Origin of the sequence: Klebsiella sp. BIGb0399, assembly GCF_003752615.1 — a bacterium.
Lineage (GTDB): Bacteria > Pseudomonadota > Gammaproteobacteria > Enterobacterales > Enterobacteriaceae > Klebsiella > Klebsiella lignicola.
In genome coordinates this window covers 409320-428845 of record NZ_RKHT01000008.1, presented here as the reverse complement: position 1 = coordinate 428845, position 19526 = coordinate 409320, and the positions used below count along the sequence as shown (strand labels likewise).

The following is a 19526-nucleotide window of genomic DNA, read 5'->3' as shown; positions in this document are numbered from 1 at the left end:
GGGGGTGTTAAACACCCCCTTTCCCGTTGTTGAGTCGGATATTAAGCCAGCTGGCGCAACATGCGTCGCAGCGGCTCCGCAGCGCCCCACAGGAGCTGGTCTCCGACAGTGAAGGCCGAGAGATACTCCGGCCCCATATTCAGTTTGCGCAGGCGACCGATTGGGGTGGTCAGGGTGCCGGTAACGGCAGCCGGGGTCAGCTCACGCATGGTAATATCACGATCGTTTGGTACCACTTTGGCCCACGGGTTGTGCGCCGCCAACAGTTCTTCAACGGTCGGGATAGAGACATCTTTTTTCAGTTTGATGGTGAACGCCTGGCTGTGACAACGCAGGGCACCCACACGAACACACAGACCATCAACCGGAATCACTGACGGGGCGGCGAGGATCTTGTTGGTCTCTGCCTGGCCCTTCCACTCTTCACGGCTCTGGCCGTTATCCAGCTGTTTGTCGATCCACGGGATCAGACTGCCCGCCAGCGGCACACCAAAGTTATCGACTGCCAGCTCGCCGCTGCGCGTCAGCGACGTCACTTTGCGTTCAATATCCAGAATCGCGGAAGCCGGGTCCGCCAGTTCTGCCGCGACATGGGTATGCAGCTGGCCCATCTGGGTCAGCAGCTCGCGCATATGACGCGCGCCGCCGCCGGAAGCGGCCTGATAGGTCGCCACGCTGACCCACTCAACCAGGTCCTGTGCAAACAGGCCGCCAAGGGACATCAGCATCAGGCTGACGGTACAGTTACCGCCAACAAACGTTTTCACGCCGTTGTTCAGGCCTGCGGTAATCACATCCTGGTTAACCGGATCGAGAATAATGATGGCATCGTCTTTCATACGCAGCGACGAAGCCGCATCAATCCAGTAACCCTGCCAGCCGCTCTCACGCAGCTTCGGATAAACATCGTTGGTATAATCGCCGCCCTGGCAGGTCACAATAATGTCCAACGCTTTCAGTGCTTCCAGGTCAAATGCATCCTGAAGCGTACCGCCGGTGCTGCCACCGAAGGAAGGAGCAGGCTGCCCCAGCTGAGAGGTGGAGAAAAAAACAGGGCGAATGGCGTCGAAATCGCGCTCTTCAACCATGCGTTGCATGAGTACAGAGCCGACCATTCCGCGCCAGCCGATAAAACCAACATTTTTCATAACGTATTTCCTGGGAGATGTGTGCTGTTTGTGTCAAGCCAGTTTCCTACTGGATCATCCCCCACATTACAAAATGCTGCTAAAGTCGCAAGTGAAATTAATCAATGATTGCGCGGCAATCAGAAAAGCAGCTTATTATTCACGCCACCTCTGTTGCCAGCAGCATCCAGGAAACCCTAAAGATTATCGGTATATTGCCCGGGGAAGGGAATATTTTCTGCCGCTGATTTATTGATCTGGGTTATGAAATCGTCCGGAAATGGGGTGACGGGCATGCGGCGGGAGAGTTCGCACAAAACCAGAGCTGGTGCGGCCTTACGGGGTTAATACGTTTTTCGCAGCGCTCAGCAGGAAGGAAATATCGGGTGATAGCAGAGGGAAATATCGCCCGGCGTGGCATCGCTCAGCCGGGCGAGGTGACCCACGTTTAGCTCAGCAGCGTAAACGCGATCATACCGACGATGGCACCGGTGGTGCCGAGGATAGTTTCCATCATCGTCCAGGTTTTCAACGTCTGCGCTTCGGTGGCGCCGGTAAATTTACCGAACAGCCAGAAACCCGCGTCGTTGACGTGACTCACCACGATGGAGCCGCCGGCGATACAGATGGACAGCGCCGCCATTTGCGCACCGCTGTAGTTCAGCTGCTCAATCACCGGCATCACCAGCCCGACGGCGGTTAAGCAGGCGACGGTCGCAGAGCCCTGAATAATACGCACCGCGGCCGCCAGCACGAAGCAGGTGACGGCAATCGGCAGACCCATACCGGTCAGCGCTTCACCCAGTGCCGGGCCCACGCCGGAATCCACCAGCACCTGTTTAAAGACGCCGCCCGCCCCGATAACCAGCAGGATAATCCCCGCCGGCTGCAGCGCGTGACCGCAGATTTCCATGACCCGGTCTTTCGCCATGCCCTGACGAACCGCCAGACCATAAATCGCCACCAGACAGGCCACCAGAATCGCGGTGAACGGATGGCCGATAAATTCGAACCATTCATAAGTCGTAGAGCCTACCGGCACAAAGCGTGCGGCGACGGTTTTCAGCCCAACCAGCACCAGCGGCAGCAGAATCAGCGACAGGCTAAAGCCAAATGACGGCATCTTGCCTTCGCCGAGGCTCGGCTCACTGATATCGTCAGGAATGTGCAGCTCAACGTAGCGGCTGATAAAGTTGCCCCACAGCGGACCGGCGATAATCATCCCCGGAATAGCGGCGCACAGACCAATCAGGATCATCCAGCCGAAATCGGCGTGCATCTGCGATGCCAGCAGCATCGGCGCCGGCCCTGGCAGCAGGAATGCCGCCGCGGCGGCAACGCCGGCGAACAGCGGGATCACCAGCTTCACCAGGTTGGTACCGGTATGACGCGCCATAGAGAAGGCAACGCTGATCAGCAGTACGATAGCCACTTCGAAAAACAGCGGCAGCGCACAGATCAGCCCGGCCAGACCAATCGCATAATGGGCGCGGTTATGGCCGAAAGATTTCAACATCTTCACGGCTATCTGATCGACCGCGCCGGTCTCATGGAGGATCTTGCCAAACATCGCCCCGAGCGCCACGACAATCGCCAGGAAGCCCAGCGTACCGCCCATCCCTTTTTCCATGGTCGCTGCAATCTTATCCAGCGGCATACCCGAAAAGAGACCGGCACCAATAGAAACCACCATCAAGGCCACGAAGGCATGCATACGTGCCTTCATGACTAAAAACAGCAGCAGCAAAACAGAGCCGACTGCGGTTAAAACAAGCGTTAAAGTACTCACTAGTTACTGCCTTTGTTGATCACCTCAATGGTGCTCGCGACCACGCCTTCCAGCGATTGATCAATATCGACGATTAAGACATCGCCTTCGTCTGCGCCTGGCTCCTGCAGCGTTTCAAACTGCGTCACCAGCATCTGGGTTTTGAAGAAGTGGCCTTTACGCGCCTTCAGACGGCTTTCGATCAGGTCAAAATCCCCTTTCAGGTAGACAAACGACAGGTTCGGGTTGCCTTTACGCAGAATGTCGCGATAGCTCTTTTTCAACGCGGAGCAGACAATCAGCGAAACTTTATTGGTGCGCTGCATAGCAAAAGCGGCGTCGTTCAGCGCCTGAAGCCACGGTGTACGGTCGTCGTCATTTAACGGCTCACCGGAGGCCATCTTATTGATATTGCTGCGCGGATGCAGAAAGTCGCCATCAAGAAACGCGGCATGCAGTTGATGCGCCACTTCGCTGGCGACAGCGGATTTACCACTGCCGGAAACGCCCATCAGGACATAGACGTGGTGATCATGGTTAGTCGTGCTCAAAGCTTCCTCCCACTGGACACATATGCGAGGCCGCGCAAGCTGCGGAATACAGCATGGAAGGCTCGCATACAGATTGATTGTTACGGGTAACTGTTATCGGTAACATTGTCATGCCGGACTAAGGGATAAGCAATCACCATTCGTGCCAGAAATGAATATGTGTGATCTACTTCAAACTTGTCGGATTAAATAGATCCGCCCGGTGACAATGTGAAACCTAAATCTAACATCTTAGGCGTAACGGTTTCACCACGGATCCGCGCCAGCAGCCGTTCGGCGCCAATGCGGCCCATGCGCTCACGCGGGGTCAGCACGCTGGCAAGCCGCGGCTCCATCACCTGACCAATATCATGGCCGTGGAAACCGGCAATCGCCATATCATCCGGAATTTTTAATCCCAGGCGCTGGCACTCAAAGGCCGCCCCGACCGCCAGGTCATCGTTGGTACAAAAAATACCGTCGAGCTGTGGGTATTCCCGGCGTGCCTGACGCATCAGCTCAATCCCTGACGAGTAGGACGACGACTGCTCAACCATCACGCTGTAGGGCGTCATGCCGGCATCAAACATCGCCTGCTCGTAACCCTTCTGTTTGATGATAGTACGTTCATCGAGGCGCGCGCCAAGATAAGCCACATGACGATGCCCACGGGCAATAATCGCGGCGGTCATCTGTCGTGCGGCGTCGAAGTTGTCAAAACCCACGGCGATATCGAGGCACGGCGACTGGCTGTCCATCAGCTCGACCACCGGAATACCGGCCACTTCGATCATCTTCAGCGTGCGGGGAGTATGGGTACGTTCGGTGAGGATCAGGCCATCAATGTTCCAGGAGAGCATTGATTCGAGACGTTTCTCTTCCATCTCCGGCTTATAGCCGTAGTGCGCCAGCATCGTTTGATAGCCGAAGGCATCGGTGACGCTTTCAATGCCGCGCAGCACTTCCGAGAAGACCTGGTTGGTTAACGACGGCAGCAGCACGCCGATGGCGCGACTGGTCGCATTGGAGAGAATATCAGGCGCACGATTGGGGATATAACCCAGTTCATCGAGAGCAACGGCAATCTTGCCACGCAAAGCCTCGGAAACCTGCTCCGGGTTACGTAAAAAGCGACTGACCGTCATTTTGGTCACGCCGACAAGATCGGCTACATCCTGAAGTACGGGTCTTTTCTTTTTCATCGTCCTGACTGTGATTCCTGGCTGTGATAACGGGGAGACATTATCTCAGTTTATCACGGACGAAGCGCAACCTTCCCAAACATCCGGGAAGGTTGCGCAATTTATTTAAACATCTTCAGAACGGCATCAGACCGGCGGCAGATCGAACAGCAGGATTTCGCTATCGCTGTCGGCGTGAACAGAAATCGCCTGCTCATCCCAAATCGCCAGGCCATCGCTGGTAGTGGCTTTGGTCCCGTTGATGGTCACTTCGCCCTTCACGACCTGGATCCAGACGCGGCGTTCAGCGGCAATCTGATGCACCGACTGTTCGTCTTTCAGCAGCGCCCAGCGGTACAGTTCCATATCCTGATACACCTTCAGGGAGCCTTCACGCGCATCCGGCGACAGCACCAGCTGTTTGCCCTGTGCCGCATCAAAGCGACGCTGTTCGTAGCGCGGTGTGATTCCGTTTTCCTGCGGCATAATCCAGATTTGATACAAACGCAGACGCTCGGTGCTGCTCGGGTTGTATTCCGAGTGGCGAACACCGGTACCGGCGCTCATGATCTGGAACTCACCGGCAGGCACCTGCTCTTTGTTACCCATGCTGTCCTGGTGTTCAACCGCCCCTTCCAGCACATAGGTCAGGATTTCCATGTCTTTGTGCGGGTGGGTACCGAAGCCCTGGCCGGCGTCAATCACGTCATCGTTGATGACGCGCAGCGCCGAGAAGCCCATAAAGTTCGCGTCGTAATAGTTGGCGAAAGAGAAAGTATGCCAGGAATCCAGCCAGCCGTGGTTAGCGTGACCGCGTTCGTTAGCTTTGCGTAAGTAGATCATGTTGCACCCCCGTATGTTTTCGATGGAGTCAGTGTGGACTCATTCCGCTGACGATCATAGAGGGTGAAAATTGACTCCTCTGTTCAAAAAATATGAATAAGAACCGAGGAGCCAAAAAAGCTTATTTCATGAGGGTTACTACCGACGGAGAAGGTTGTTCAAAGCCGCGTTCGAGGATCTCCATATTGGTGAGAACCTCAGATTCATTGACGTAATTTTCGCGACCATTCACCAGGGTGTCGTACAGCGCATCATAGACCCGGCCATAGTCACCCGGCTCCACGCCAATCTCCTCACGCACACTGACGCCGCTGTCATCAACGTATTCCAGCACACCAATGCTGTCATCCGCGGCAAAACCTGCTTCCCCCGGCATGATATTGGCTTTCAGGCTGGTCTCCTGCTGATCGATGCCGTACTTAATAAACGACCCACGATGGCCGTGGACGATAAACTTCGGATAAGGCAGCTTCACCAGATGGCTGGTTTTGACGATGGCTTTCATGGTGCCGTAGAACAGCTGGGCTTCGAAGGTATCATCCGGGTTGGCTTTATTACGCACGCTGCGGATGTCATAGGCCACGTGATCCGGGCGACCAAACAGCGAGATAATCTGATCCATCGTGTGCACGCCAAGACCGTAAAACGCGCCGTCCTGCGGCAGTCCCGGTTTGCCACCGTCCACCGGACGATAGTTGTCAAAGTGGCTCTCAATTTCGACGATCTCGCCGAGTTTGCCGCTCTCGATGACCTTTTTCATCGTCAGGAAGCAGGAGTCAAAGCGGCGGTTCTGGTACGGCGTCACCGTCAGGCCTTTGCTCTTCGCCAGCGCAAACAGCGCCTTCGCTTCAGCCATCGTTGGCGTGAACGGTTTTTCCACCAGCACGTTTTTGCCCGCCTCCAGCGCCCGTTTTGCATAGTCAAAATGGCTATCCGCATGGGTACAGACAATCACCAGCTTGACCTGCGGGTCATTGAGCACGTCATCAAGATCGCTGGTGAAGTGGATATGCGAGTACTGCGGCCCCTGTTCTTCGGGCTTCGCGCTGCGGCGATAGATGTGCGCGACGTGCCAGCGGTCTTTGCGGTGCAGAACATAGGGCAGATGGTAGCGGGTGGTACTTTTACCGAAGCCGATAAATGCACAATGCAGAGTCATAATAACGTCCTGTGTTGAGGTTTCTGCCGTTAACCATAGCGCACCCCGGCAAGGAACTTAACTCTTTCCCGTCCCGTAGTTGCAGAAATTTATCTGCAGAATACTTTAATCATTACACATACGAAACATTTATAACTCAATGATAAATAATGTTATTTTAAATTAAAGTGCTATCAAAGCCTTGTTCCTTGCGTGTAAAGTCGAGAGACACGAATCCTGAGCGGATGAGGTTTACGCCACCCCGTTTCCGGAGCAAATCTCCACCGTCCACGCAGACAAGGAAGCACCACCAATTCACATGGAAAGACAATATCTCGCGTTAAATAGCGCGCTGCTTTTCTGGTTCCTGGGGCTGGTGGCCTGGTGTTTCAACGCCTTATACCTGGCAGGCGCCGCCGCCGCACTTTCCATTACCGCGTTCATCATTCATTTCCAGTACCAGCAGGTTAAACTCATGTTCAAAAAGAAGAATACTCCCCGGACTTCCGCCTCCTCTTGCGATGAAGCCACCGTGCATGACCAACACGGGCAGTCCGAACCCACCGTGGTTGCCAGCGGCGTCAATGTGGAAGGCAATATCGTTGCCGACGGTAACGTCGATATTTATGGCTCGCTGACAGGCAATATCGATGCAAAAGAGGGCCAGATTACGATCAAACGCGACGGACATGTCGAAGGCAATATCACCTGTCGCACCCTAATTATCGACGGCAGCGTGACCGGCCAGTGCAACAGCGACAGCATTGAAATAGCGGAAAACGGCCGGGTGACCGGGACTCTGGCTTACCGCACTCTGGCGATGATTAAAGGTGCTGTATTCTGCGGCAAAGCGGAGATGCTGCCGGCACTGAGCGACAAACCTGAAGCGTGAGGGCCTGAAAAAACGCAAAAAAAAAGCCAGCACCTGGCTGGCTAAAGTAATACTGGAAGCAATGTGAGCAATGTCGTGCTTTCAGGCTTTCCGCAAGGGTCTCCCTGAATGCAGGACAATAATAATCATTCTCATTCGCACTTGTCTACCCCTTTTTGCAAAAATTAGCCGTTGACGCCTTTTTTAAAGTCAGGGATGTTGAAAAGAACCATTGAGCACACAAAGCCTGATATTCAGGTACAAGGGAGAAGAGGAATGAGTGAGATTGTGATACGCCATGCTGAACCGCGCGATGCAGAACCTTTACGCCAGCTGACTGCGCACCCGGAGGTCTATCACGACACGCTACAGCTCCCGCATCCATCAATGGAAATGTGGCAGGAACGGCTAAAACCCCGGCCACACGGTCACCACCTGGTTGCCACGATCGACGAGCAGGTCGTCGGCCACCTGATGCTCAGCGTCGAACCCCGGCCACGCCGATGCCATGTCGCCACTTTCGGGATGAGCGTGGCGGCACCGTTCCAGGGTCGCGGCGTTGGCAGCGCCCTGATGCGCGAAATGATCGGCCTGTGCGATAACTGGTTGCGGGTTGAGCGGATCGAACTCACGGTGTTTGCCGATAACGCCGCTGCGGTTGCCGTCTATCGCAAATATGGTTTTGTCGTTGAAGGGACCGGACGGAAATTCGCGCTGCGTAACGGCGAGTACGTCGATGCGCACTTTATGGCGCGCCTGAAGTAAAGGTTAAGACAGGGTTACAGGCCGGGCACACGCCGTGCTGCCCGGCCGTTGACTCAGTATCCGGCGGTTAAATCGCCCGGCGAGCGTGGGTCGGAAGCGCCGTACAGCGTCCCGTCCGGGCCAACCATAATGCTCTGCGTGCTGCCCATCGCCTCCTTCAGCACCACTTTTTGTCCCTTCTGTTCCAGCAGTTTCAAGGTATCCGGGCTAAAGCCCTTCTCCACCCGCAGCTCATCCGGCAGCCATTGATGGTGGAAGCGCGGCGCGTTGGTGGCTTCCGCGACGTTCATGCCGAAATCAATCGTATCCACCACCATCTGCAGGACGGTGGTAATAATGCGGCTGCCGCCCGGGCTGCCGGTCACCAGCCAGGTTTTGCCCTCTTTCACCACGATGGTCGGCGACATCGACGACAGCGGACGTTTTTTCGGCCCGACGGCATTGGCATCGCCGCCCACCAGCCCGTAGACGTTCGGTACGCCCGGTTTTGCCGAGAAATCATCCATCTGGTTATTCATCAGGATCCCGGAGCTACCCGCAACAATCCCGGTGCCAAATACGGTGTTCAGCGTATAGGTAACCGCCACCGCATTGCCGTCTTTATCCACTACCGAGAAATGAGTGGTCTGGTTGCTTTCATAGGGTGCCAGCTTGCCGGGACGGATCTGGCTGGAAGGTTTGGCTTTGTTGATATCAATCTGATCGGCAATCGATTTGGCGTAAGCCTTATTGGTTAAGGCCTGCCACGGCACGCTGACAAAGTCCGGGTCACCGAGATACTCCGAGCGGTCAGCATAGGCATGTTTTTCGGCCTCCGCCATGACCTGCATGGCATCTGCGCTGCCGAAGCCATATTTCTGCATATCGAAGTTTTCGAGGATATTAAGGATCTGTACGATGTGGATCCCACCGGACGACGGCGGCGGCATCGAGAACACCTGATAGCCACGGTACTCGCCGGCGATCGGCGTACGTTCGACCGCCTTGTAGCCCGCGAGGTCCGCCCGGGTTATCAGACCACCGTTTTTCTGCATCTCTTCGGCTATCTGATCGGCAATCGCCCCTTTATAAAACGCGTCCGGGCCATGCTCGGCGATCAGCTCGAGGCTTTTCCCCAGCTGTTTTTGTACCAGCTTGTCGCCCTTCTTCAGCGGCTCGCCGTTTTTCCAGAAGATGGCCTTGCTGTTCGGGTGCTGCGGGATCACTTCGCTCCCGTAGGTTTTCAGGTCATCAGCCAGCGCATCGTTAACCGTGAAGCCCTCTTCTGCCAGCTTGATCGCCGGGCGCATCACCTTGTTGAGCGGCAGCGTGCCGTATTTTTCCAGCGCTAATGAGAAGCCAGCAACGGTGCCCGGTGTACCGGAGGCCAGATGCGAGGTGAGCGATTTTTTACTGTCCGGGTTGCCGTGGTCATCGAGGAACATGTCCCGGGTGGCCTGCTCCGGCGCCATTTCGCGAAAATCTATCGCCGTGGTGTGCCCGTCTTTGGTCCGCAGCATCATAAACCCGCCGCCGCCAATGTTACCGGCCTGCGGATGGGTGACCGCCAGCGCATAGCCCACCGCCACCGCGGCATCAACGGCATTCCCGCCCTGGCGCAAAATATCGACCCCAACCCGGGTGGCCAGCGCGTCCACCGAGGCCACCATTCCCTGCTGCGCGCGAACCGGATGAAAGACATCCGCTTCGACACCGTAAGAAACCGGCGACGGGGCGGGATTTGCCGCGACGGTAAAACTACCGCCGGCCAGCAAAGCAGCGATGACCACCTGACGCCATAAACGTTTTGTTATCATTGTCTTACTCCTGAAATGTATTTTTATCCCCATATACACCCAAAATAATTCGAGTTGCTTGTACGTTGGCGGCAACGAGAATTATTCAGGGTTTAAGCCTGGCTGATAAGTCTTAAAAAATCATTGTTATGCCGGAAAGGAGGTACACTTAAGTGATCCCACACACGGGAGGAGAGAACGATGAAAGCACTATTTTTTCTGGCGGCGCTGATGCCGCTCAGCGTCCTGGCGCAGCCGCTTAACACCACCAACAACCCTAACCAGCCGGGGTATGTCGTCCCCAGCCAGCAGCGGATGCAGAACCAGATGCAGGTCCAGCAACAGCAGCATCAGAGCATGCTGAAGCAGGATATGCAGAACCAGACTCGCGCCCAGCAGCAGCATCTTCAGACCCAGCTCAACAATAATCAGCAGCGGGTAACCCAGAGCGGGAATTTGAATTCGTCACAGCAGATGTTGCCGAACAGCAACGGGGGAATGCTGCATCAGCAGACGACGCCATAGGCGCCGCCTGCAGTCAGCTCAGGGCTGAAAATCAGGGCCGATAACGTCGATGGCGTCGGTGCAGAGGCAATCGACGCCCCAGCGTAACAGCTCTGCCGCCCGCTGGGGTTGGTTCACGGTATACACGAGGATGTGCAGGCCAGCCGCTTTCAGGCTGGCGACGCGCGCCGCATCCAGCAGCTTGTGGTTGAGGTGAATCGACACGCAGCCCAGCCGGGTGGTCAGCTCGCGCCAGTCCTCACGCCACTCATCCAGCAGCAGCCCGCGCGGTAGCTCGGGCACCGCGTGCTGGGCGGCTTCCAGCGCATCAATTTCAAACGACGATAGCAGCGGCGGGGTCATGCCCTGCCACAGCTCGCGGGCCGCCAGCGCCACCGTTTTGCCGGTCAGCGGTCCGGTGCCGGTGGTCGGCTTAATTTCGATATTCGCCATCATGCCGTGCTGACGACAGCGGTCGGCTACCTCGGCCAGCAGCGGCAGCGGCTCACCTTTGAATTCGGCGCTGTACCAGCTTCCGGCATCGGCTTTCAGCAGATCGCGCCACGGCAGTTCTCCGGCAATGCCCCAGCCGTTGCTGGTGCGTTCCAGATTGTCATCGTGTAGCAAAAAGATCTCGCCGTCTTTCGACAGCTTGGCGTCGAACTCGATCATCGTATGACCAAATCGCGCGCCAACGTCGATGGCCGCCAGGGTGTTTTCCGGCGCCAGTTTCCCGCCGCCACGATGGGCGACGATGTGGGGATAAGGCCAGTGACTCATGCGCGTTGTCCTGTTTCACCATCAAAGAGGTGCAGATGTTCCCTGGGCAGCTGCAGCCACAGCGTGCAGCCCGCCGGCGGACGCTGCTGGTGTGGCAATCTGACCACCAGCTTCTGTTCGCCCCAGCGACCGTGGGCCAGGTTATCGGCACCTAAAATTTCCAGCGTATCCATCACCAGCGGTACGCCACCTTCCGCCTGGGAGCTTAATGCAAAATGCTCCGGGCGGATACCCAGCGTCATCTTACGCCCGGCGTACTGACGATGCCCGTTATTCAGCGGCAAACGCATGCCGCCCTCCAGCTCAAAGTCATTCCCCTCGGCGCTGACGCGCCCTTCCAGCAGATTCATCGCCGGGCTGCCGATAAAGCTCGCGACAAAGCGGCTGGCCGGTTTTTCGTAAACTTCCACCGGAGTGCCAATCTGTTCGGCAATCCCTTTATTCATGACCATCACCCGCTGGGCAAGGGTCATCGCTTCTACCTGATCGTGGGTAACGTACAGCGAGGTGGTTTTCAGGCGACGATGCAACTGCTGCAGTTCGAGGCGCATCTGCACCCGCAGCTTGGCATCGAGGTTGGACAGCGGCTCATCAAACAGAAACACTGCCGGGTCGCGCACAATCGCGCGGCCCATCGCCACGCGCTGACGCTGGCCGCCTGAAAGCTCACGGGGACGGCGTTGCAGCAGGCCATCGAGCTCCAGGATACGCGCCGCTTCCTGCACCCGCTCGGCGATCAACCCTTTACCCATCCCGCGGATCTTCAGTCCCCAGGCCATATTCTCTTCGACGCTCATGTGCGGGTAGAGGGCGTAGTTCTGGAACACCATCGCGATACCGCGATCCTTCGGCTCCATTTCGGTGACGCGCTTGCGGTCAATCCAGATATCGCCGCTGCTCACGCGCTCAAGACCGGCCACCATGCGCAGCAGCGTTGATTTTCCACAGCCGGACGGGCCGACCATCACGATAAATTCGCCATCCGCGACGTCCAACGTCAGCGGTTGGATCACCTGGGTTTTGCCATCCCAACTTTTAGTTACTGCCTGTAGTTTTAAACCAGCCATTTTATTTCTCACTGTCGACCAGGCCACGCACAAACGCGCGCTGCATGGTTAAAACGATAACAACCGGGGGAATAAGCGTGAGCAGCATCGCCGCCATCACCTGGTTCCACTGGGTGGTGCCCTCGCCGGTGGCGATCATGCCTTTGATACCCGCCACCGCGGTGCCAAGATTGACGTCCTGGATAATCAGCAGCGGCCACAGATACTGGTTCCAGCCGTAGATAAAGGTGATCACAAACAGCGCCGCGAGATTGGTTTTCGACAGCGGCAGCACGATGTCGCGGAAAAAGCGCATCGGCGAAGCACCGTCGATGCGTGCCGCTTCAATCAGCTCATCCGGCAGCGTCATAAAGAACTGACGGAACAAGAAGGTGGCGGTCGCCGAGGCCATCAGCGGTAACGTCAGCCCGGCGTAGCTGTCGAGCATTTTCAGGTTGGCGATGACTTCTACCGTCGGAAAAATACGGACCTCAACCGGCAGCATCAGGGTGATAAAAATCATCCAGAAGAACAGGTTACGCAGGGGAAAACGGAACCAGACGATGGCGAATGCCGAGAGCATCGACACCACGATTTTCCCCACCGTGATGCCGAATGCCATGATGAAGCTGTTGAGCATCATCAACCAGAATGGCGCGCTGTTCGCCCCGACGCCCTGGGTCCAGATGGTGGCCATGTTATCCAGCAGGTGTCCGCCGGGGATCAGCGTCATCGGCGTCTCAAACACCGCCTTGTTATCCAGCGTCGCCGCAACAAACGCGACATACAGCGGGAACAGGATCACCGCAATCCCCACGATCAGCATGGTGTGGCTGAAAATCGTCAGCCCGCGACGGTTCTCAATCATTGGTAGCGCACCTTACTTTCAACATAGCGGAACTGAACCACCGTCAGCACAATCACCAGCAGCATCAATACCACCGACTGAGCCGCGGAAGCGGAGAGGTCAAGACCGGCGAAGCCTTCGCGGTAAATCTTGTAGATCAACGTGGTGGTCGCCTGTACCGGGCCACCGGCGGTAGCCGCATCGATCACCGGGAAGGTATCGAAGAAGGCGTAGACCAGGTTGACCACCAGCAGGAAGAAGCTGACCGGCGCGATCAGCGGCAGCGCCAGCTTAAAGAAACGCCGCACCGGCCCGGCGCCATCAATGGCGGCGGCCTCGACCAGCGATCGCGGAATTGACTGCAATGCCGCGAAGAAAAACAGGAAGTTGTAGCTGATCTGCTTCCAGACCGACGCAAAGACCACCAGGAACATTGCCTGGCCGCTGTTTTGCGCATGGTTCCAGTCGTAACCCATCTCGGCGAGGAAGTGAGTAATCAGCCCACGCCCGGGATTAAAAAGGAAAATCCACAGCACCGCCGCCACCGCCGGCGCCACCGCATAGGGCAGCAGCATCAGGGTCTGATAAAAGCGGCTGCCGCGCACGACGTAGTCCACCAGGGCCGCAAAGAACAGGGAGATGATCAGGCCGCTGAAGGTCACCAGCGTGCTGAACTTAATGGTGGTCCAGAACGAGGCCAGATAGTACGGGTCATGGACCAGGGTCATGAAGTTGTCCAGACCAACGAACTGACTGGAAAGGCCAAATGGATCAACGCTTTGTAGCGAATACCACAGCGCTTCACCCGCGGGCCAGATAAAGAAAATAACGGTGATAATCAGCTGCGGCGCGACCAGCACATAGGGCAACCAACGCGAGCGGAATACCGGACGGGATGATGACATAAGGGAACTCTTCTTCAGAAAACGCCGGGAGGCGACATGCGCCCGACCCGGCCTACAAAATCTCGAACGACAGGCCCGGTCAGCATCACGCCGCCGGGCACAGGGTTAAGACTTCGTCGACTGCTCGAAACGGCGCAGCAGCTGGTTACCACGTTCAACCGCTGAATCCAGCGCTTGCTGTGGCGTCTTCTTGCCGGTCCACACGCTCTCCAGTTCCTCATCCACAATGGTGCGGATCTGCGGCATGTTGCCCAGACGCAGGCCTTTGGTGAACGGCAACGGCGGCTTGTTCAGCATCTGGCGAGTGGCGATATCCGCGCCCGGATTTTTCTCGTAGAAGCCTTGCTGACGGGTCAGGTCATACGCGGCGGTGGTGATCGGCAGATAGCCGGTTTTCTGGTGCCACTCCGCGGCGATTTCCGGTTTAGCGAGGTATTCGAGGAATTTCGCCACGCCGGTGTAGGTTTCTTTGTCTTTACCTTGCATCACCCACAGGCTGGCTCCGCCAATAATGGCGTTCTGCGGCGCGCCTTTCACGTCGGCGTCGTATGGCATCATGCCCACGCCGTAGTTGAATTTGGCGTACTGACGAATATCTGCCAGCGAACCGGAAGAGGCGGTGGTAATGGCGCAGTCACCGTTATAGAACTTCTCGGTGGACTCGTCTTTACGCCCGAAATAGCTGAAGTCGCCCTTCTTGTTCATCGCTTCCAGCATGGCGATATGCTTCACCTGCTCCGGCTTGTTGAACTCCAGTACCGCGTCGGTGCCGTCGAAGCCGTTGTTTTTGGTCGCCACCGGCAGGCCATGCCAGGCGCTGAAGTTTTCAATTTGGATCCAGCCCTGCCAGCCGCTGGCGTAACCGCACTTCATGCCCGCCGCTTTCAGCTTATCGGTATAGGCGGCCAGCTCCTGCCAGGTTTTTGGCGGTTGCTCCGGGTCTAAACCGGCTTTTTTGAAGGCATCTTTGTTGTAGTACAACACCGGCGTAGAGCTGTTAAACGGCTGGGAGAGGAGATGGCCGCTTTTTGAATCGGTGTAGTAACCGGAAACGGTCGGCACGAACTGCGATTCATCGAACTTAATGCCCGCATCACTGAACACCTGATACACCGGCTTAATGGCTTTCGAGGCCATCATCGTCGCGGTACCGACTTCATACACCTGCAGCAGCGCGGGCGCGTTACCGGTACGGAACGCCGCGATACCGGCGCTCAGGCTCTGCTCGTAGTTGCCTTTGTACACCGGCGTAATTTTGTAATCCGGATTGGCCGCGTTGAAACGTTGCGCCAGAGAATCAACTTCTTTACCCAGTTCCCCTTCCATCGAGTGCCAGAACGGGATGGTGGTGACTGCCAGCGCCTGACCGGCACATGCCAGACTGAGCGCCAGACCTAAAGCTGTATGTCGTAACGATATCATCGGTTATCTCTCTTGTTGTTCCAGATGCGCGATTTCACGCGTTTTATGTTCGCGGGGGTAACATGACATGCTCGAATTACAGAAAAATAACTTTTTTATTACAAAAAAAAGATAGTAAGGCGTCAAAGAGATGGCAAGACGATGAAAGATCGGAGACAGGAAAGTGGGAGCTGTGACACGAATAGATGTGATACCCCCCCGGGGTCGGCGCCAGCGCCTCGCCCGGGCTACGGTGCGGGAATCATTTTATTGAACACGCACAAGGGTAGCCCGGCCAGGCGTAGCGCCGCCGGGGACGTTTTAACCGCCCAGATAGGCGCTGCGTACCGCCTCGTTGGCCAGCAGTGCGTCGCCGGTATCTTCCAGCACCACGTGGCCGTTTTCCAGCACGTAGCCACGGTCGGCCAGCTTCAGCGCCTGGTTGGCGTTCTGCTCGACGAGGAAAATGGTCATCCCCTGCTCGCGCAGCTGTTCGATAGTGTTGAAAATCTGCTGAATGATAATCGGCGCCAGCCCCAGGGACGGCTCGTCAAGCAGCAGCAGACGCGGCTGGCTCATCAGCGCACGACCGATTGCCAGCATCTGCTGTTCGCCGCCGGACATGGTGCCCGCCCGCTGAATACGACGCTCAAGCAGGCGCGGGAACAGCTCGTAAACCCACTGAATGCGGCTCTGGAACTGATCGCGGTCGGCAAAAAAACCGCCCATCGCCAGGTTCTCTTCTACCGTCATCCGCGAGAAGACGCGACGCCCTTCCGGCACAATCGCCACCGCTTCACGCATGATTTTCGCGGTCTGCCAGTCGGTAATATCTTTACCATCAAAGACCACCTTGCCGCTGGAGGCGCGCGGGTCGCCGCACAGCGTGCCAAGCAGCGTGGTTTTACCCGCGCCGTTGGCGCCAATCAGAGTGACGATCTCTCCCTGATTGATGTGCAGACTGACGTTATGCAGCGCCTGAATCTTGCCGTAGTGGGCGCTCACGTTGTCAAAAGATAACATCACTTTTTCCATACTTATGCCTCACCAAGGTATGCGCGGATCACGTCCGGGTTATTGCGGATCTCTTCCGGCGTACCGTTAGCTAACGGCGTGCCCTGGTTAACCACATAAATACGATCGGAAATCCCCATCACCAGCTTCATATCGTGCTCAATCAGCAGGATGGTGGTGTTGTGATGACTACGCAGCTCGGCGATCAGCTCGTCCAGCTCTTTGGTCTCTTTCGGGTTCAGACCCGCCGCCGGTTCATCCAGCATCAGAATTTCCGGCTGGGTCACCATGCAACGGGCAATCTCCAGACGTCGCTGGTCGCCGTAGGCCAGGTTACTGGCCTGACGGTTGGCGTGCTCCAGCAAGCCGATGCGCTCCAGCCAGGTGGCAGCGCGGTCCAGCGCTTCGCTCTGGGCGCGGCGGAAGGACGGCGTTTTCAGCAGCCCGGAAAATACGCCGGTTTTCAGCTGCTGATGTTGTGCCACCAGCAGGTTTTCAATCACCGTCATTTCACGGAACAGGCGCACGTGCTGGAAGGTCCGGACCACGCCCATGCGGGCAATCTGCTGACCCGGCAACCCTTCGAGATGCTGATCGCGCAGTTTAATGGTCCCGCCAGTCGGTTTATAAAAACCGGTCAGGCAGTTGAAGACCGTGGTTTTGCCGGCGCCGTTAGGGCCAATCAGCGAGACGATCTCCTGCGGGCGCAGCTCAAGCGACACGTTGTTGACCGCCAAGAGGCCGCCGAAGCGCATCATCAGGCCGTTGACGGATAATAATGGCTGACTCATGCCTGCTCTCCTTTCGCCTGAACTTTTTTCAGCTTCAGCTGCGGGCGTGTCATCGGCAACAGTCCCTGCGGACGCCAGATCATCATCAGCACCATCAAACCACCCAGCATCAACATGCTGTATTCGTTGAAATCACGCATCAGTTCGCGCGATACCACCAGCAGCACCGCCGCAAGGATCACCGCAAACTGCGAGCCCATGCCGCCGAGCACCACAATTGCCAGCACGAAAGCCGACTCGGCAAAGGTGAAGGATTCCGGGCTGACAAAGCCCTGACGAGCGGCAAACAGCGTCCCGGCAAAACCGGCAAACGCGGCACTGATGGTAAAGGCGGTCAGCTTGATGCGCGTCGGGCTAAGGCCCAGCGAGCGACAGGCAATTTCATCTTCACGCAGCGCTTCCCACGCGCGCCCCAGCGGCATGCGCAGCAGGCGGTTAATCACAAACAGCGACAGTACCACCAGCAGCAGCGCCACCAGATAGAGGAAAATGACCCGGTCAGCCGGATCGTACTTCATACCAAAGAAGTTACTGAAGGTATCCCAGCCGCCTTCACGGGCGCTACGGCTAAACTCAAGACCAAACAGCGTCGGCTTAGGGATCTGGCTGATACCGTTCGGGCCGCCGGTCACTTCGGTGTTGTTGAGCAGCAGGATACGCACGATTTCGCCGAAGCCCAGCGTCACGATGGCCAGATAGTCACCGCGCAGGCGCAGCACCGGGAAGCCCAGCAGGAAGCCCGCGGCGGCAGACACCAGGCCCGCCAGCGGCAGACAGGTCCAGAAACCGAGGCCGTAATAGTGGTTCAGCAGCGCAAAGGTATAGGCGCCGATGGCATAGAAACCGCCGTAGCCCAGCACCAGCAGGCCTGACAGCCCCACCACCACGTTAAGCCCCAGCCCGAGAATGATATAAATCATCGTCAGGGTGGCAATATCCACCGTGCCGCGCGACACCATAAACGGCCACGCCACGGCGATCACCAGCAGCGCCACCAGGAACAGCTTCTGTTTCACCGTCGACCCGTCGATGGCCGGCATAATAAACTTCGGCCCGGAGACATTCTTCAGGGTTTTCTGGAACAACGGACGCATCAACTGGAAGAAGAAGACCACCGCGGTACCGATAAAGATCCACTGCCAGCGGATATCGGCGGCGGTGTCCACCACCAGCCTGGTGCCGTCCAGCTCCAGCTGCACGCCCATAAACACGCCGGCCAGAACAAAGAACATCGCCGCAGACAGCAGCGACATCGCAATATGCATTGGTTTCATACTTTCTCTACCTCCGGACGACCCAGAATGCCGGTAGGCATCACCAACAGCACCAGAATCAACAACGCGAAGGAGACCACGTCTTTATATTCCGTGCTGAGGTAGGCAGAAGAGAGCGCTTCGGCGATGCCGAGGATCAGCCCGCCGATCATCGCGCCAGGGATACTGCCGATGCCGCCCAGAACCGCAGCAGTAAAGGCTTTCATCCCGGCCATAAAGCCGATATACGGGTTGATAACGCCATAGAACTGACCCAGCAGAACGCCCGCTACCGCCGCCATTGCCGCGCCGATAACAAAGGTCAGGGCAATCACCCGGTCGGTGTTAATCCCGAGCAGGCTCGCCATTTTCAGGTCTTCAGCACAGGCGCGACAGGCGCGGCCCATGCGGGAGTAGCGAATAAACAACGTCAGTGCCAGCATCGCCACAAAGGTCACGACCCAGATCACCAGCTGCATGGTGGTGATGGTCGCAGAGAAGTTTTCGCTGCTGCCCACCGTCCACTGGCCATTGAACAGGCTCGGCAGCGCCACGTCGCGCGACCCTTCCGTCAGGCTGACGTAGTTTTGCAGGAAGATAGACATCCCGATGGCGGAGATCAGCGCAATCAGGCGCTTGGAGCTACGCACCGGCCGGTAGGCCACGCGCTCGATGCTCCAGCCGTAGGCGCTGGCGATCACAATCGCCCCGACAAAACCCGCGGCCACCAGCAGCCAGCTGGTATCAATCCCCATCATCATCAGTGCGGCAATGATCATGAAGGAGACGTAGCTGCCAATCATGTAGACCTCGCCATGGGCGAAGTTAATCATGCCGATAATGCCGTACACCATCGTATAACCGATGGCGATCAGCGCGTAAGTACTGCCCAGCGTGACGCCGTTGAACATCTGCTGCAGAAAGTAGAGAAACTGCTCGGACATAAGGTAACCTTTTTCATGCCGCCCGTTTTACGCGGGCGGTGGG

19 protein-coding genes are annotated in these 19526 nt (G+C 57.0%); 3 read left to right on the top strand and 16 right to left on the bottom strand.

Going from position 1 to position 19526, the window contains the following annotated elements; all coding sequences use genetic code 11:
- Positions 1-41: 41 nt before the first annotated feature.
- The 6 genes from asd to EDF82_RS20280 all read right to left on the bottom strand — a co-directional run bounded on the left by asd (position 42) and on the right by EDF82_RS20280 (position 6608).
- On the bottom strand, positions 42-1148 hold the full coding sequence (gene asd, locus EDF82_RS20305; RefSeq protein WP_123757303.1) for an aspartate-semialdehyde dehydrogenase: 1107 nt from the start codon (positions 1146-1148) through the stop codon (positions 42-44).
- 427 nt (positions 1149-1575) lie between these two features.
- Complete coding sequence (gene gntU / locus EDF82_RS20300) at positions 1576-2916, bottom strand: gluconate transporter (protein ID WP_123757302.1); 1341 nt, start codon at positions 2914-2916, stop codon at positions 1576-1578.
- Positions 2916-3446, bottom strand: a complete 531-nt coding sequence (gene gntK / locus EDF82_RS20295) for a gluconokinase (protein WP_004868532.1) — start codon at positions 3444-3446, stop codon at positions 2916-2918. The genes gntU and gntK overlap by 1 nt, the downstream gene beginning before the upstream one ends.
- Positions 3447-3631: 185 nt before the next feature.
- Positions 3632-4627, bottom strand: coding sequence for a gluconate operon transcriptional repressor GntR (gene gntR, locus EDF82_RS20290; protein WP_123757301.1), 996 nt, complete (start codon positions 4625-4627; stop codon positions 3632-3634).
- 126 nt (positions 4628-4753) lie between these two features.
- Positions 4754-5449, bottom strand: a complete 696-nt coding sequence (locus EDF82_RS20285) for a pirin family protein (protein WP_123757300.1) — start codon at positions 5447-5449, stop codon at positions 4754-4756.
- A gap of 121 nt (positions 5450-5570) precedes the next feature.
- Positions 5571-6608, bottom strand: coding sequence for an oxidoreductase (locus EDF82_RS20280; protein ID WP_123757299.1), 1038 nt, complete (start codon positions 6606-6608; stop codon positions 5571-5573).
- A 298-nt stretch (positions 6609-6906) separates the two neighbouring features.
- On the opposite strand from EDF82_RS20280, the gene EDF82_RS20275 reads away from it, so the two are divergent.
- Both EDF82_RS20275 and yhhY read left to right on the top strand, forming a co-directional pair.
- Positions 6907-7479, top strand: coding sequence for a polymer-forming cytoskeletal protein (locus EDF82_RS20275; RefSeq protein WP_148060403.1), 573 nt, complete (start codon positions 6907-6909; stop codon positions 7477-7479).
- 267 nt (positions 7480-7746) lie between these two features.
- A complete protein-coding gene (yhhY, locus tag EDF82_RS20270; protein ID WP_187043076.1) occupies positions 7747-8223 on the top strand; it encodes an N-acetyltransferase in 477 nt (158 codons plus the stop codon).
- 53 nt (positions 8224-8276) lie between these two features.
- Here yhhY and ggt read toward each other — a convergent pair whose 3' ends face one another.
- A complete protein-coding gene (gene ggt, locus EDF82_RS20265) occupies positions 8277-10019 on the bottom strand; it encodes a gamma-glutamyltransferase (protein WP_123757297.1) in 1743 nt (580 codons plus the stop codon).
- 180 nt (positions 10020-10199) lie between these two features.
- On the opposite strand from ggt, the gene EDF82_RS20260 reads away from it, so the two are divergent.
- Positions 10200-10523 carry a DUF2756 family protein gene (locus EDF82_RS20260; RefSeq protein WP_123757296.1) on the top strand — a complete coding sequence of 108 codons (324 nt, stop codon included), beginning with the start codon at positions 10200-10202 and terminating at the stop codon, positions 10521-10523.
- A gap of 18 nt (positions 10524-10541) precedes the next feature.
- On the opposite strand, the gene ugpQ is transcribed toward EDF82_RS20260, so the two are convergent.
- The 9 genes from ugpQ to livH form a co-directional block, all read right to left on the bottom strand.
- On the bottom strand, positions 10542-11282 hold the full coding sequence (gene ugpQ / locus EDF82_RS20255) for a glycerophosphodiester phosphodiesterase (protein ID WP_123757295.1): 741 nt from the start codon (positions 11280-11282) through the stop codon (positions 10542-10544).
- Positions 11279-12349: a sn-glycerol-3-phosphate import ATP-binding protein UgpC gene (locus EDF82_RS20250; protein ID WP_123757294.1), complete on the bottom strand. Its 1071-nt coding sequence runs from the start codon at positions 12347-12349 to the stop codon at positions 11279-11281. The genes ugpQ and EDF82_RS20250 overlap by 4 nt, the downstream gene beginning before the upstream one ends.
- A gap of 1 nt (position 12350) precedes the next feature.
- Positions 12351-13196: a sn-glycerol-3-phosphate ABC transporter permease UgpE gene (ugpE, locus tag EDF82_RS20245; protein ID WP_123757293.1), complete on the bottom strand. Its 846-nt coding sequence runs from the start codon at positions 13194-13196 to the stop codon at positions 12351-12353.
- Complete coding sequence (gene ugpA / locus EDF82_RS20240) at positions 13193-14080, bottom strand: sn-glycerol-3-phosphate ABC transporter permease UgpA (protein ID WP_123757292.1); 888 nt, start codon at positions 14078-14080, stop codon at positions 13193-13195. The genes ugpE and ugpA overlap by 4 nt, the downstream gene beginning before the upstream one ends.
- Positions 14081-14185: 105 nt before the next feature.
- Positions 14186-15502 (bottom strand): sn-glycerol-3-phosphate ABC transporter substrate-binding protein UgpB, encoded by a 1317-nt coding sequence (gene ugpB / locus EDF82_RS20235; RefSeq protein WP_123757291.1) that lies wholly within the window; start codon positions 15500-15502, stop codon positions 14186-14188.
- Positions 15503-15802: 300 nt separating this feature from the next.
- A complete protein-coding gene (gene livF, locus EDF82_RS20230; RefSeq protein WP_123757290.1) occupies positions 15803-16516 on the bottom strand; it encodes a high-affinity branched-chain amino acid ABC transporter ATP-binding protein LivF in 714 nt (237 codons plus the stop codon).
- A 2-nt stretch (positions 16517-16518) separates the two neighbouring features.
- Positions 16519-17286, bottom strand: coding sequence for a high-affinity branched-chain amino acid ABC transporter ATP-binding protein LivG (gene livG, locus EDF82_RS20225; RefSeq protein ID WP_123757289.1), 768 nt, complete (start codon positions 17284-17286; stop codon positions 16519-16521).
- Entirely contained in the window at positions 17283-18560 is a 1278-nt protein-coding gene (livM, locus tag EDF82_RS20220; protein WP_123757288.1) for a branched chain amino acid ABC transporter permease LivM, read from the bottom strand. The genes livG and livM overlap by 4 nt, the downstream gene beginning before the upstream one ends.
- Positions 18557-19483: a high-affinity branched-chain amino acid ABC transporter permease LivH gene (gene livH, locus EDF82_RS20215; RefSeq protein ID WP_123757287.1), complete on the bottom strand. Its 927-nt coding sequence runs from the start codon at positions 19481-19483 to the stop codon at positions 18557-18559. Before livH ends, livM begins: the two co-directional genes overlap by 4 nt.
- Positions 19484-19526 lie beyond the last annotated feature (43 nt).